We start from the raw sequence: 14,781 nt of genomic DNA on the forward strand, positions 1-14,781 counted from the left end.
TGAAATTTGTAATGGGATTTCGAATGGGTGATTAGATTAATCCGCCTCAACTTTTACCCAACGCCCATTGCCTTGCGGCTTGACTTCAAAACGCGCCCACTGGCGAAATTCGCTACGCAGGCAAATTCCCGTTTGATAAGCTCCATTGCCAGCAAGCACCTTATAAATAACACGATCTTTTTCAGGGATCACATTATCATCAGACCCATCCAGTACTTGACGAACACTCCACAATTTTCCGAGCTTTCCATTGCTATAAAACTTACCGGGAATAATGTCACTAGGGTGCGTAATATTTTTTTCCGCATGCTGCTTTGCAAGCTCTAAAAGCTCAGTCAAATTCTCCGAAGTAATATCCACATAGGAGTTTAATTGCTGCATCGCTGCCGAAAAATCTTCCTGAGTTAATTCAAATTGGCGCTCAGCGGGTTGTGTTTGTCTGGATTCGCGAATGCGTTTGTGTAAATGTGCAGGATAACGACGCCAATGAAAGAATGCGTTAAACAAAATGGCCATCGATAAAATAGCAATCACGTTAACTAATATAGGCATGATTAAATAGTGATAACCAAGCGCATGAACTTCCGAACCGCCAATCACTGCCGCCAATGAAGTTGCGCCACCGGGTGGATGAATACAGCGCGCGTAATGCATAACGCCTACGGCCACACCTACTGCCACGGCAGCAGTCCAAGTTTGATCTGGAAATAATTTTTGACAGCTCACTCCGACAAACGCCGATAATAAATGACCGCCAATAACGGACCAGGGCTGTGAAAGCGCACCTTGCGGAACAGCGAACAACAACACCGCTGATGCTCCCATGGACGTGACCATTATTAAAGAACCGGCATTCTCCATAAAACCATGGGGAAACTGCCAACGCGTGATCCAATAAACCGAAATTATACCGAGTGTTGCGCCTACCGCAGAAATCCATTTTTCGCCATGGCTAGTTGTATTGCGTTCAAATCCGATGAGCAAACGTAGCTCATGTAAAACCGTTCTTATATTCATAGGGATGAAGGATTACTATCAATTTCGCTAGAAGCGTCAGCGTGAAAATTTGCTAAATTTTCAACGCATTTTTAAGCGTGAGTGAAACGGTTACTATCCATGAGACGAACCCAGGTGCGTTGCAACATGAGCGCATCGTTACTGGCTCTGTGACGTTTTAGTCCTAATTCTTTTTCGATATCTTGATGAATGGAATTCCAGCGTGCTGCTTCGCATTCCGGCATTATGCTCGCAAGATGATCCAGCTTGAAACTTGGGGCGAGATTTGCAGCATCAAACAAAATGGCGAGCCACGCGTAATCGTGCCCCCAAGCATCAGAATAAACGGTCATCCCTTTCAATTGCTGATTCAACCAGTGCGCAACTTGGTTGGCGGGTTTACCAAATGCCATGAGCAGGTCGCGGGTTATCCCATGCACCGCATAAGCTGATTCATCCCAGTGTGTCCATTCCGGCTCAGGGCGAATTAATGTGCAGGCTAACCGACCATTGGGTAAAGCGAAGCCCACTTCGATAGGATAACTGTTGCTGCCAAAACCAGATGCCTCAAGGTCAATGACCGCAGGTATGGATGGCACTGCTATCGCAGAACTAGCACTCATTAACTCTTTCATTATGGTTTTATGAATCCTGTGTATTTGAAGCGAAACATTTTATTCGGTTTTGGCGATATTTAGCTGCTTAAGCAGCCTTAAAGAAAATGCCAATAATACGCCTACCGCCAAGATAAGCGCCACCCAAAAAAGCCATTGCTTCCAATCTATTTGTTCAGACGCCGCTAGTGCAGAGGGAGGCACGCTTAGAGAGATTAGATTGGCCTGAATCCACTGCGGATTAGTTGCTGATAATATCTGGTTAAAAACTTGATCTCGGTTATCTAAAGGTTTCTTTCCAGTTTCAATTGCCAAAGTGTAAGGAGGCTTGTTGTTGGTGATTATCTGTAATTGGTAAGGGGACCAACCGAAAAGAATCTTCGGTGTAGCACTCGCTTTCATCGACTCATTGAGTTCAACACGCCAAAAAGTATCACGAACCGCGTAAGTACTTATGGGATTACTTTTCTCCCATTTATCGCCAATTTGAGTATTAAACCAAATCCCCTGATGGCGTAATATCCAGTTTGCGTTTTCAGAGGCTCTCGAGAATATCTTTATACCACCTGCGTAAGCGCGGGTTTCGAGATCAATCGCGACACTATCAACAGGTGTAACTTCATTGCGTACAAATTCCCAGGCTGCCACAGTAACTGCCTTGCTGTGAGAACTGGGCAAATACGCTGTTGTTTGGCTTTTAGCAGATTCGCCTTGCAAACTCCAAGTTTCTTGCATTGGCTTTTCAAGCTGTTGTTGCTCGCGAATTTCTCCGAATACTCGGTTAATCATTAAATTATCTGCACCGCGCAAAATTTTTATGCGCAGAAACTCAACATTTCCCTTCTCGATTACTGCAGAAACAACATTGCGTACAAGACTTTCGCCATCCTGATTGATATTAACCAAATTGGCTTTAGCTAAAGAAAACCAATTAGTTAAATCTCGAGTAGCTTCCAGCTCCACCTCAAGGTACTGGTTATTTGTTTGAGCAGTCCAATCAATACCGATACCTGAAAGATTCCTATCGATTTTACTCACATCAACTAAATAGAAATCTGGTGTAGCGTTGTTGAGTACCTTGTTGCTTGTAAAAACTTGGGTTTTGTCGCTACTGGTTTTTATTTGCGTTGTACGCAACTGGCGTAATGTATCTGGAGTTGCATCAGACGCAATCGGAAAATAAGCCAAAGGCTCTGTAACAACTTCTTCCGTTTTCTTTGGTTGTGCGGGCGCAACACTTACAACCCTAAAAGGCAGAGACGCTCCTGTCGAATCCAACACGACAACATCGTCCAATCTTGGAGTTTTGCTGTACCGAAACAACTCATGCCTCAATGGAACCTGTATAAAGGTTCCATTGGCAGATTGGATTTCATAAACGGGTGTTGCGCAATATCCAATAGCTGAAGTAATTAGAGGAAGTACAAAACACAAGGTTTTTAAAAAATATTTCATGAAATTATTCCTGAGCACCTACTTTTTGTAATTGTTCACCTGACAACTGCTTGTCTTCACCTCGTTTATCAGGCGCGCTTTCTCTAGCAGCTACAATTTTGGCTGGGATGGGTGATAGGTACCCGATTAGCAGAATTAACACACCTACAATCAAGAAAGAAACAATACCCGCCAAGGTATCTTTGCCAGAAAGGTCTTTAGTGAAAAGTTTTAAGATAACAATGGCTAAGAATCCTGCCCCAACTAACCATAATTCGCGTCGTTGTATTCTTCTCGATAGATTCATGATAACTAATGCACATGCAGTCCACAAAATGGATAAAGCCATTTGCACTTGTGCCGCATCCCATAAACTATCCATGTAATAGGGAATCTGCTGATAGTTGCTAACAGCACGCAGAACCACCACGTTAAGCCAAGCAAAAAACATCACACCCAAAAAGCTAAAGCGAACCTTATTAGATACAAAGCCAATCGCATTCATAAATTGATGTTTAGCGGCGTAGGCAAACACCAACACAACAGCAAACTGCGCCAGATCCAATGGATTCAAAAGCGGTATGTAATGTGTAGAACCGGATGGGTTTTTATTGCAAACAGAAACGAACCAAGCGACCGCCAATATAAATAAAGGCGCTGGAATCCAATTTTTAAATTCGTGTTGATAACGAGCAAAAGGCCACAACTTTTTCTGGCCGGCACCTATGAGTGCAATCACCGGAATGATCAAAGCAGCAAACCAAACCATTAAACCAGCGGTACCGTGCAAATTGAAATGGTCTTTCTGCCACGACACCTCCCAAAATATTAAACCTATCAATCCCCAAGCACTAAAAACTTGCCACCATCGCAACAAACTAACGGGAGGTTGTGACGCGCTTTCTTGCTTGCGTAAGAATAGGTATTGGAGAGCAAAGAAAAAAGCAATAGCGAGTGGAGTGAATCCTTGCGTAGGATGTTGATCATCTAGGTTAAAAAACCATTCCAAACCAAACAAAATTAGCATGAACGGCAACAACGCAAATACGCTCTTACCCAAACTTTCCCATACAAGCTTTTGACCCGCCCACATTAGAACTGCTGACGAAAGCGTTGCAAAAATGATAATACCGCTGAATAAATGTTGCTCTAAAATGTGGGCATTGATTTCATTAATACCCGCGACAAACCACCACACAACGCCAAAGACTATTGCAAGCTTGGTGATAACTCGTTCCACCGATTTGGTATTGTCAACAAAGAGATGTAACAAATAACCAATAATAAATGAGGTAAATGAGAGCAAGGCTAATCCCACGAAATCGCCGCTGATAATCGGTTTTATTCCTGTATGCAAGTCACCGAAAATAACTAACGAACAGGCTGCCGCCACATGCAATAAATAACCAACAACTCGCACGCGTAAACGTTGCTGGCGCAAACCAATCCACACCAGCCCAGTCGCCTCTAATGCCCAGGTTATAGAAGTCCAACTTGCATCTAAGGCTAATGGGATTGAGAGAGTGGCAAAGGAAATACCCAAAGCCAAAAATGATTCAATCAACACGCGATGCGTATCAAGGTATTGGCGCGCCATAAACAGCGATAACAAAATGTAAATCGCCGCTAGTACAATCGCGCTAATTGCAAGACCATGCTCTGTATGTATTAGAAGAGCGGTTTGCAATCCGAATGCTATGAGAGGCAAACCAAACACTAAGCTTCCGTCAACCACGCCTTTTAAATTGGTTGGCTGTTTGAAAGAGAACAAGATGGAAACAATAAGATAAAGCGCAAAGAAGGCAATTAAAAAGGGTTGTGTGCTCACGTAAAAAATCGGCTCGTATTTCAATACACCCCAAGCAGTAGTGATTACAAAGGTGAACATAAAGCCCACCCAATTTAACAGGCGCCATGCTTTATAAAGCGCTATTGCCAAAATACCCAAGTTTAAAATTAGGTAGAAGCTAAACAAACCGACATGACTACCCTCACCTGTTGAAGTCAAAATGGGCGCAAGGAAACCACCAGCTGTGGCGAGTATCGCAAGCGTTTGTGTATTCTGTAAAAGCGCCAGTAAAACGCCGAAAACAACCACACAAAATAGCAAACCAAATGCTGCACCCAAGGGAATCAACCCGTACATTTTTGCGGCGGCGAAAAGCGTCAGGTAAATAATAGCGATACCACCACCTTGCAAAACCAATCCATAATTACCCGCACGTGTGCGTGTTTTCCATCCAAATATCAGTAGCGCAATAGCGCCGAGGATCACGCCGGTGAGGCGAAGCTCGATGGGAAAATAACCTTGGCCGGACGCATACTTAACAAGAAAGCTCACACCAAAGAACATAATCACCATGCCAATATTGACGATGGGATTTCCTTCGGTAAAAAAACGTCGCACCATAAAAAAAATTTTCTCCCCAATACTCGGTTCACGCGGCTGTTGTACTTGCGGTTGCGCGGGAGGCAACTTAACGTTGGATTTTTGTGGTGTTTCAGGCAAATCTAGATCGAGACTAAGCGATTCATTATTCGTTGAATTAGCTTTTATGGATTGAGTTGCTGCCAATTCGTTTACGCGGTCTGCAAGTGGCTTTTTGATTTCCGGCGCGATGGCACTGGCGGGTTTACTTAGAGGGCTATTTTTTAGCTCTGATAGCTGATGACTGATTTTGAACTGCTCTTCTTTCAATAACTGGAGAGATTTTTCGAGAAGAGTAATTTTCTTTAATTGATGAATAACAAGCCCAGCCAACCCACCTAGCATGGATCCTAAAACCCAACCTTGGTAACCTAAAAATCCCCACCCGAAAAGCAAGCCAAGAACTGCACCAACAATCATTAACACCATCAAAAACTCCCTTAGGCTTAAATACCCGTTTTTATTGATGCGGTATTCTGACAGCAAAAACCATTTTTGTTACAGAGGCGTATCTCAAAAGCACTATTTTGCGCGAACAGACGTACCGCTTTAGGCTAAAATGCAGCGACATTTTTCAGGTGTTTAGTTGATGCACACTGCTCGTTTGATCCCCGTTTCATATCGTGAGAAGTCATCTGATTGGTTCACGCAGATTCGCCATTTACCTATGCCAATCTGGCTGGATTCCTGTTACCCGCAAAGCAGTTATGGTCGGTTCGATATTCTATGTGCAGCTCCAGCCGTCAAGATCATCACCTGCGGCGATAAAACAACCGTCTATAGCCCCGCCGGGGAAACTACTTCTTGCGATGCACCCTTCGAGATTCTTCAAACATGCCTCACCCGAAACGCCAATACGCTTACTGAGGTTCCATTTTGTGGCGGTGCTTTGGGTTATTTTGCCTATGACTTAGGTAGGCGTTTGGAAGATATACCCTCTTTGGCTAAGCGGGATGTTGAGTTGCCCGATATGTGTGTAGGCATTTACCCTTGGGCAATTATTCAGGATCATCACGAAAAAAAAGCTTGGCTTGTGGTTAACAATGCCTTGGCTCCGGCTTATAACTTTTTTGATATCGAGCAAATTTGTAAGACCGCATCGGAAATGGGAGTGTTTCACGACTTAAAGCAGAATGATAACTCTGATGAAAAACCCTTTAAAATCAATAGGTTTAAAGCCAATCTTAATGTAGACGAATGTCGCCAATCAATTGCGAAGATTAAACATTACATCGCCGCTGGCGATTGCTACCAAGTTAACTTTGCCCAACGATTCAGCAGCGAATACGAGGGAGACCAATACCAGGCCTACCTAAAGCTGCGGGAATCTCTGCCGTCTCCTTTCTCCGCCTATATGGAGTTTGAACAAGGAGCCGTTCTTAGCCTATCGCCAGAACGTTTTGTAAAACTGAAACAGGGGCAAGCCGAAACCAAGCCCATCAAAGGTACTATCGCGCGGGGCAGAACACCGGAAGAAGATAAAGCCAACGCCAGTGAACTGGAAGCGAGCTTAAAAAACCGTGCCGAAAATCTGATGATCGTAGACCTTCTACGCAACGACCTGAGCAAGACTTGTGTAGACGTTAGGGTTCCTGAGCTATTTCGTTTGCAAAGCTTTGCCAACGTCCACCACCTAGTCAGCACCGTCACGGGTACCCTAAGAGATGGCGCAACCGTTATAGATTTACTCGCCAATAGCTTTCCAGGAGGAAGCATCACAGGCGCGCCTAAAATCCGCGCCATGGAAATTATTGAAGAACTGGAACCTGTACGCCGTTCTGTTTACTGTGGAAGCATTGGTTACATCAGTGCGTGCGGAAATATGGATACCAATATCGCAATTCGCACCTTGATTTGCGATCAGCAAAAAATTCACTGCTGGGGCGGTGGCGGCATTGTGGCCGACTCAGATGCGGACAACGAATACCAAGAAAGTATCGCCAAAGTGAAGGTGCTATTGGACACACTCGAAAACCATTTTGGCAATTAAACAACACAAGAGAGGAAAAAATGCTCATTCAAAATCATCAGGTCGATTTGGAAACGCCAACGGGAACAATGCGTTGTTATGTATATCGTCCGAAGGAAGACGCTGAGAATATTTCAAAAAAATATCCCGCTATTTTGTTGTACTCCGAAATCTTTCAACAAACTTCACCCATTCGCCGCAGCGCTCAAATCATGGCCGGCCATGGGTTTATAGTGATTGTTCCCGAGGTATTCCACGAACTTAATCCGATCGGAACTGTGCTGGGATACGATGATGCAGGCCGAGACAAAGGTAATGCAGATAAAGTTGCCAAATTTTTAGAAGCACACGATACAGACACTCAAGCCATGGTTGATTATGTACGTACCCTGCCCTATTTTTCAGGCAACATCGGGGCTATGGGTTTTTGTTTAGGTGGTGGCTTAGCTTATCGCGCTGCAATCAACCCAGCGATTTCCGCGACAAGTTGTTTTTATGCAACAGATATTCATTCTGGCCTAACACCGTCACAACCTGGCAACGATAGTCGTACCCGGACAAAAGAAATTCGCGGTATTATGCAAATGATCTGGGGAAAACAAGACCCGCATATTCCACCGGAAGGGCGCGCGATTGTTTATAAAGAACTGGTTGATGCCAAAGTTAAATTCGAATGGCATGAATTCAATGGCGTACACGCGTTTATGCGTGATGAAGGAGACAGGTACGATGCGGAGTTACAACTCTTAGGCTACCAAATGGCAATTGGTTTTTTCAGAGCAAATCTTTACTGATTTTCGTCAGATGATAAACAAAAAAGCCGAAGTGAAATTCTTCGGCTTTTTTGTTTCTGCAAAGAGCCAAACAACTAAAGAGTTAGCTCGCGGTTACTTGCCTTAATGAATTCTTTCTTTAAGTCTTCATAGGTGTGCACAGCAGGGAATTGCGGGAATTGATCAATCACATTTTGCGGAGCATGAAACAAAATACCTTGGTCAGCCTCGCCCAACATGGTTGTATCGTTGTAGGAATCACCCGCCGCAATTACACGGTAGTACAAGGTTTTCAGAGCGAGCACTGACTGACGCTTTGGATCACGCTGACGCAAAGTGTAACCAGCAACCATACCGCGCTCATCAATATTTAAACGGTGGCACAAAAGGGTTGGGAAGCCCAACTGACGCATAAGCGGTTGTGAGAACTCGTAGAAAGTGTCCGACAAAATAATAACTTGAAAGCGTTCACGCAACCAATCTACAAATTCGACTGCGCCATCCAAAGGCTTTAAAGTAGCAATCACGTCCTGAATTTCTTTCAGACCAAGATTGTTTTCTTCCAAAATACGAATACGTTGTTTCATCAACACATCGTAATCAGGAATGTCGCGTGTTGTTGCTTTAAGTGATTCAATGCCAGTTACTTTTGCAAATTCAATCCAAATTTCTGGAACTAAAACACCTTCCAAGTCGAGACATGCAATTTCCACAACAACCTCCAAAAAAGCTCTGCGTATAGTTGGTAAAAGATAGGTTTCTGATAATTAGGGATCTCATAAACAAAATGCCGACCCTAGGTCGGCATTCGTATTGGTTAACTCAACCTATTATGGCGTTGGCAACCAGATCAATTGAGTAATTTGTGCAATAAACATCAAGGGGTTCGGGATAATACCAATCACCAAAATAAATGCCGCAGCACCTAACACCATGATGCCACCGGTGCGTTGCCCCCAGTTGATATCCGCATCGAAGCGATGCATGTTTTTCTTGGCGAGGTACAAGCTAATGATTGTGCGAAGGTAAAAGTAAATCGCGATAGACGAACCCAGAACAACAAAAGCAGCAGCCATCCAACCCCAAGGGCCGGCGCCCACCGCAGCAGTCACCACATAAAACTTACCAATAAAGCCTGCTGTGAGCGGAATACCGGCGAGCGAGAAAAGCGCCAAGGTAAAGATGGAGGCGAGATAAGGACGACGCCAAAACAAACCGCGGTAGTCATTCAGTGTATCTGCGTCGCGTTTAGCATCAGCAGAAGACATCAGAGTCACAACACCAAATGCAGCCAAGGAGGTCATCACGTAGATCGCGAGATAAACCGCAAAACCTTCAACACCAAATTGCGGGCCGCCTACGAGAACAAGCAACAACAGATAACCGAAATGCGCAATTGAGGAGTAGCCCAACATACGTTTGATATTGTTTTGCTTGAGCGCAAGTAAGTTACCGACGAGCATAGAAATACAAGCTACGGCAATCATCGTGATAACGAAAGGCGCGGAAGCCAATACATTTTTTGACTCAATAATGGCAAAGCGAACCAAAACAGCGAACACAGCTACTTTCGCAGCGGTGGCAAGGAACGCGCCGACGGGTGCAGGTGCGCCTTCGTAAACATCAGGGGTCCACAAGTGGAAAGGCGCGAGCGACAATTTGAAGAACAAGCCAATCACCAACATCATGCCACCAACAACAATAAGCAGACTTGGTTCTTGGGTGATTTTGGCACCGATTTCTGCGAACGCGAGAGAACCGATTTGAGCGTAAATTAACGCAATACCAAATAGCATAATCGCTGACGCAGTTGCAGAGAGAACCATGTATTTGATAGTGGCTTCCAATGAGCGAGCTCGATCATAGGTATAAGCAACCATACCGTATAGCGCAATCGACATCATCTCCAAACCAATAAACAACGAAGCCATATGGTGCGCACAACACATCACAATGCCACCTGCGGTAGCGATTGCTATAAGCAAATAAACTTCTTCACGGTTGCGCTTCGAAGACTCAATGTATGCGTTGGTTAAAGTGGTCGCACCCAAGGCAGCAATGAGCGTCAAAGCCGAAAAGAACAAAGCATATCCATCGACAACAAACAACGGGGTGATTGTTTGCGGAAGAAGTGCCTCTGTTTGCGGAAAAAAGTATGGTTTAAAAGCCACAAAAACAGTTGAGAGTAACGCGATATTGAGACCAGCAACGGTTACTGTAGCGTTCCACCAATGATTACGCTTAATGGCAATTGCCAACATCACAAACACGGTGGTCGCGCATGTAATCAATAAAGGCAAAAGCGCCTGAAGATTTTCCAAAGTTATTGTCATTACAACCTCACTGCGCAACCGGAATGCTTTGAGAAGCAGTTATTATTTGCTCGATACTCGACATAACCGCTGCTGATGTGTCTAACACTGGCTGAGGATATAAGCCCAACCACACCATAATTAAAATTAAGCTGGCCATCATGGTTAATTCACGTGCGTTGATGCCCGGCAACTGTTCTGTACTTTGCGGTGCGCCGTGGATTGAACGCTGAACCATAATCAATGAATAAACCGCGCCCAGCACTAAACCAGATGTCGCAAACAGAGTGATCGTTTGGTTAACTTTGAATGTGCCTACCAGAATCAAGAATTCACCCACGAAGTTACCCAAGCCGGGTAAGCCGAGCGATGCTGCAGCAAAGAACATAGCGATAGGTGGAATACCGGTCATACGGGCAGACAAACCGCCCATTTTATTAAGGTCGCGAGTTTTCAAGCGTTCATACAACTGGCCGGAAATGATGAACAAACCTGCCGCTGAAACACCGTGCGCCAACATCTGCACAACCACACCCTGCATTGCGATTTGATTGAAGGAGTAAATACCAATCAATACAAAGCCCATGTGAGAAATAGAGGTATAGGCGATCAAGCGTTTAATATCATCTTGCGCGTAAGCAACAAAGGCACCGTAGATAATGCCAACAACACCGAGCCACATAGCAATCGGTGCGATCTCCTGCGATGCATGAGGGAAGAACGGGATAGCAAAACGCAACATACCGTAAGCGGCAGTTTTCAATAGAATACCTGCCAAGTCCACTGAACCCGCTGTAGGTGCTTGGGAGTGAGCATCAGGCAACCAAGAGTGGAAAGGAACGATGGGGAACTTCACAGCAAAAGCGATGAAGAAACCCAACATCAAAATCATTTCCATACCTTCGCTCATTTGCGTGTTACGCAATGCCGCGTAGTCGAAGGTGAGGACATTAGTCTGCATGTAGTGAACAAACACTAAACCGATAATAGCGAGCAACAACAACAAGCCAGACGATTGGGTATAAATAAAGAATTTAGTTGCAGCACCTACCCTGCTGTTTCCTTCCACTGATTTGTGGCCCCAGAGGGAGATTAGGAAAAACATTGGGATCAACATCATTTCCCAAAAGAAGAAGAACAAGAATAAGTCGAGAGCCAAGAAAACACCCGCAACCGCACCCAAAATCCACAACAAGTTCAAGTGGAAGAAGCCTACTTTACGTTGAACCTCTGACCATGAACAAATAACGGCAAGCACACCCAAAAATGCGGTGAGCAACAACATCAAAATTGACAAACCATCCAAGGCCAAATGAAAACTAATGCCAAAGCGTGGAATCCAATTTACTTGTAATTCTTCTGCCCAAACGGATTGACCAGCGGACAAGTTTGCCAACGAGTAATCGTGTTTAAGCCACAACTGTAGAGTGCATGCGAATAACGCAAACATACTAAACAAAGCAATCCAGCGCGGAGCTTTATTGCCGAAACGCTCGGCCTGCCAAGAGAGCAAGCCGCCGATAAATGGAATGAGTATGAGCCAGGTAAGCATCTCGGTTCCTTATTAGTCTTACAACAACACGAGCGCGGCGAGAATAATCACCACACCAGCAGCAATGGTGGCAGCGTACCAACGTACACTACCGGTTTGAGTTGCGCTCAACCCTTTGTATAACTGGGTAACACCAGCAGGAATAAGGTTGAAGGTTTTATCAACTGGATCTCTACGCAAAAGATGCGCGAAGAACAAATAGGGTTTAACCAAAACTTTGTCATAGAACCAGTCGAAGCCCCATGCAGCAAACCAAAATTTAGTCAGCACCTTACCGATTGAAGACGACGCGATTGAACGGACAATTTTGGTATCGAACAAGAACAAGAAGACTGCAAGCAAAGTACCGGTAATCGCTGTTGCAATCGTAATGATCTCCACAAAATGCTTCGCGCCCGCTTCCACTTCGTGATTGCCCGGCAATACACCATCAAGTGGAGGAACTATCAAGGCGCCAAGCCCCGTTGAAAGCACCAACAGGATACCCAATGGCAGCCAGTAATCTGCTCCGTGAATTGCATGAACTTCAGTTTTAGCTTCACCGTGGAAGGCAATGAAGATCAAGCGGAAGGTATAAATTGCAGTCATGAAGGCGCCAGCCAAACCGGCATAGAACAGCTCTGGATGACTGTAAGCTTCTAACAAAATTTCGTCTTTCGAATAGAAACCAACGGTAACCCATGGCAAGGCCACAAGCGCTGCACCACCAACCAGGAAGCACGCATAAACAAACGGAATCTTTTTGCGCAAACCGCCCATTTTGAAGATGTTTTGCTCGTGATGGCACGCAATAATCACCGCACCAGACGAAAGGAACAGCAAAGCTTTAAAGAAGGCGTGATATACCAAGTGCCAAATAGCCGGTTGATAAGCCTTAACGCCCAGAGCCAAGAACATATAACCAATCTGGCTCATGGTTGAGTAAGCGAGGATGCGTTTAATGTCAGTTTGCACCAGAGCAGCGAAACCGGCGATGAACAAGGTTACCGCACCAATTACGCCAACCAAGTAAAGAACATCGGGGGCTAATTCAAACAGCGCGTGAGTACGAGCAATCAAATAAACGCCTGCAGTTACCATGGTTGCAGCGTGAATCAATGCAGAAACAGGTGTCGGACCCGCCATCGCATCAGCCAACCAAGTTTGCAAGGGTAATTGTGCTGATTTACCGATTGCACCGCCCAACAACATCATAGTGGCGAAAACTACGGCTGAAGAACCTACAGCAAATACGGTAGGCGCTTTAGCTATAACTTCTTGGATATTGAGGGTGCCCAAATGTTGATAAAGCACGAACAAACCGATTGCCATAAAGGCATCGCCCACACGGGTAACCACGAAAGCTTTACGGGCTGCAGCGCCGTTGGCAGGGTCGCGATAGTAGTAACCGATCAAGAGGTAAGAACATAGACCTACACCTTCCCAACCGAAATACAATGAAACCAAGTTATCGCCCAATACCAACAAAATCATGCTGGCCAGGAAGAGGTTCATATAAGAGAAGAAGCGAGCAAAGTCTTCATCACCACGCATGTACCAAGAGGCGAACAAATGAATCAAGAAGCCAACGCCGGTAATTACACCGAGCATGGTTAATGACAAACCATCGAGATACAGATTAAACGCGGGTGCGAAACCAGCTACGTTTACCCAAGTCCACAATGGCTGAACGAAAGCACCCGTTTCAGGTTTGTGCTGTAAGAAATCATAACCGGCAAGAGCAGCAAAAATAGCTGCCAAACCAACAGAACCCACACCAACAACAGCCGCAACATTTTCAGACAAACGTTTGCGTGCGGTTACCAGAATAAGGAATCCGATAAGAGGAAATAAAATTGTTAAATAGAGCTGGTTCATCCGCGCATCTCACTTACTGCATCAACATCCAAAGACTGGTAGCGACGGTAGAGTTGAAGAACGATTGCCAAGCCGATAGCAGCTTCGGAGGCAGCCAAGGTCAGAATCAAAATAAACATAATTTGGCCGTCGGGTTGTACCCAGCGCGCACCGGCAATCACAAATGCCATAGCGGCGGCATTCATCATGATTTCGATACTCATGAGCACAAACAACAGGTTGCGACGAATCAACACACCAGCTAAGCCAACAACAAACAACATTCCAGCAGCAACAAGACCATGCTCAAGCGGAATGCCTTGGGGAATACTAAGCATTTTTAGTCTCCTTATCGTCTTTATCCGCGTCACGACCCAAATGCCACGCGGCAACCATAGCCGCCAACAGCAACATAGACGCTAACTCTACCGCCAACACATAGGGGCCAAATAACGCGATTCCGATTTCTTTTGGACCAACTTTAGTGATGGTGATGAGTGTTTCTAAATTCGGTTTGATGGTGTAAACCAATTCCACCAACAGTGCTAATGACAAAAAGGATGGGCCAATCCACGCGCGCGGTGATAACCATTTTTTCTCTTGGTAATCAATCACGGCGCCGAGGTTCAGGATCATCACAACGAATACGAACAGCACCATGATGGCACCGGCGTAAACAATCATTTCAAGCGCTGCCGCGAAAGGCGCACCCAAGGCGAAGAAAATCATCGCTACCGCAAGTAGCGACACAACCAGATACAACAATGCATGTACTGGATTTGTACTAGTGATAACTCGAATCGATGCAATCAAGGCAATCGCAGCGGCGAGGTAGAAAGCTATTGCAGGTCCCACGTCTGTGTATTC

At 45.1% G+C, this 14,781-nt stretch carries 12 protein-coding genes; 2 read left to right on the forward strand and 10 right to left on the reverse strand.

The window, feature by feature from the left end:
• Window positions 1-36 precede the first annotated feature (36 nt).
• From U1F02_RS01150 to U1F02_RS01165, 4 genes are all read right to left on the reverse strand, one after another.
• A complete protein-coding gene (locus U1F02_RS01150; protein WP_409988514.1) occupies window positions 37-1,017 on the reverse strand; it encodes an HPP family protein in 981 nt (326 codons plus the stop codon).
• Between the two features lie 71 nt (window positions 1,018-1,088).
• Entirely contained in the window at window positions 1,089-1,619 is a 531-nt protein-coding gene (locus tag U1F02_RS01155) for a hypothetical protein (protein WP_409988515.1), read from the reverse strand.
• A gap of 51 nt (window positions 1,620-1,670) precedes the next feature.
• Window positions 1,671-3,065 carry a DUF3999 family protein gene (locus tag U1F02_RS01160; protein WP_409988516.1) on the reverse strand — a complete coding sequence of 465 codons (1,395 nt, stop codon included), beginning with the start codon at window positions 3,063-3,065 and terminating at the stop codon, window positions 1,671-1,673.
• 4 nt (window positions 3,066-3,069) lie between these two features.
• On the reverse strand, window positions 3,070-5,901 hold the full coding sequence (locus tag U1F02_RS01165) for a DUF2339 domain-containing protein (RefSeq protein ID WP_409988517.1): 2,832 nt from the start codon (window positions 5,899-5,901) through the stop codon (window positions 3,070-3,072).
• A 160-nt stretch (window positions 5,902-6,061) separates the two neighbouring features.
• Between U1F02_RS01165 and pabB the strand changes: the two genes are divergently transcribed.
• Both pabB and U1F02_RS01175 read left to right on the forward strand, forming a co-directional pair.
• The gene (pabB, locus tag U1F02_RS01170; RefSeq protein WP_409988518.1) at window positions 6,062-7,462 is read left to right on the forward strand and encodes an aminodeoxychorismate synthase component I; all 1,401 of its coding nucleotides are present in this window, start codon (window positions 6,062-6,064) and stop codon (window positions 7,460-7,462) included.
• A gap of 20 nt (window positions 7,463-7,482) precedes the next feature.
• The gene (locus U1F02_RS01175) at window positions 7,483-8,235 is read left to right on the forward strand and encodes a dienelactone hydrolase family protein (RefSeq protein WP_409988519.1); all 753 of its coding nucleotides are present in this window, start codon (window positions 7,483-7,485) and stop codon (window positions 8,233-8,235) included.
• A 74-nt stretch (window positions 8,236-8,309) separates the two neighbouring features.
• Here the strand turns inward: U1F02_RS01175 and thrH are convergent, their stop codons facing one another.
• The 6 genes from thrH to nuoJ all read right to left on the reverse strand — a co-directional run bounded on the left by thrH (window position 8,310) and on the right by nuoJ (window position 14,769).
• Window positions 8,310-8,927 (reverse strand): bifunctional phosphoserine phosphatase/homoserine phosphotransferase ThrH, encoded by a 618-nt coding sequence (thrH, locus tag U1F02_RS01180; protein ID WP_409988520.1) that lies wholly within the window; start codon window positions 8,925-8,927, stop codon window positions 8,310-8,312.
• Between the two features lie 117 nt (window positions 8,928-9,044).
• Window positions 9,045-10,547 (reverse strand): NADH-quinone oxidoreductase subunit NuoN, encoded by a 1,503-nt coding sequence (nuoN, locus tag U1F02_RS01185; protein WP_409988521.1) that lies wholly within the window; start codon window positions 10,545-10,547, stop codon window positions 9,045-9,047.
• A gap of 7 nt (window positions 10,548-10,554) precedes the next feature.
• Complete coding sequence (gene nuoM / locus U1F02_RS01190) at window positions 10,555-12,078, reverse strand: NADH-quinone oxidoreductase subunit M (protein WP_409988522.1); 1,524 nt, start codon at window positions 12,076-12,078, stop codon at window positions 10,555-10,557.
• 18 nt (window positions 12,079-12,096) lie between these two features.
• Window positions 12,097-13,935 (reverse strand): NADH-quinone oxidoreductase subunit L, encoded by a 1,839-nt coding sequence (nuoL, locus tag U1F02_RS01195; protein WP_409988523.1) that lies wholly within the window; start codon window positions 13,933-13,935, stop codon window positions 12,097-12,099.
• On the reverse strand, window positions 13,932-14,252 hold the full coding sequence (nuoK, locus tag U1F02_RS01200; protein ID WP_409988524.1) for an NADH-quinone oxidoreductase subunit NuoK: 321 nt from the start codon (window positions 14,250-14,252) through the stop codon (window positions 13,932-13,934). The genes nuoL and nuoK overlap by 4 nt, the downstream gene beginning before the upstream one ends.
• Complete coding sequence (nuoJ, locus tag U1F02_RS01205; RefSeq protein WP_409988525.1) at window positions 14,245-14,769, reverse strand: NADH-quinone oxidoreductase subunit J; 525 nt, start codon at window positions 14,767-14,769, stop codon at window positions 14,245-14,247. Before nuoJ ends, nuoK begins: the two co-directional genes overlap by 8 nt.
• Between the last annotated feature and the right edge of the window lie 12 nt (window positions 14,770-14,781).

This window comes from Cellvibrio sp. (assembly GCF_046347455.1).
Classification (GTDB): Bacteria; Pseudomonadota; Gammaproteobacteria; order Pseudomonadales; family Cellvibrionaceae; genus Cellvibrio.

Bases quoted from the DNA above. Each gene is read 5' to 3' on its own strand.
- U1F02_RS01150 (WP_409988514.1), bottom strand. From the start codon at position 1,017: ATGAATATAAGAACGGTTTTACATGAGCTACGTTTGCTCATCGGATTT.
- U1F02_RS01155 (WP_409988515.1), bottom strand. From the start codon at position 1,619: ATGAGTGCTAGTTCTGCGATAGCAGTGCCATCCATACCTGCGGTCATT.
- U1F02_RS01160 (WP_409988516.1), bottom strand. From the start codon at position 3,065: ATGAAATATTTTTTAAAAACCTTGTGTTTTGTACTTCCTCTAATTACT.
- U1F02_RS01165 (WP_409988517.1), bottom strand. From the start codon at position 5,901: ATGGTGTTAATGATTGTTGGTGCAGTTCTTGGCTTGCTTTTCGGGTGG.
- pabB (WP_409988518.1), top strand. From the start codon at position 6,062: ATGCACACTGCTCGTTTGATCCCCGTTTCATATCGTGAGAAGTCATCT.
- U1F02_RS01175 (WP_409988519.1), top strand. From the start codon at position 7,483: ATGCTCATTCAAAATCATCAGGTCGATTTGGAAACGCCAACGGGAACA.
- nuoN (WP_409988521.1), bottom strand. From the start codon at position 10,547: ATGACAATAACTTTGGAAAATCTTCAGGCGCTTTTGCCTTTATTGATT.
- nuoM (WP_409988522.1), bottom strand. From the start codon at position 12,078: ATGCTTACCTGGCTCATACTCATTCCATTTATCGGCGGCTTGCTCTCT.
- nuoL (WP_409988523.1), bottom strand. From the start codon at position 13,935: ATGAACCAGCTCTATTTAACAATTTTATTTCCTCTTATCGGATTCCTT.
- nuoK (WP_409988524.1), bottom strand. From the start codon at position 14,252: ATGCTTAGTATTCCCCAAGGCATTCCGCTTGAGCATGGTCTTGTTGCT.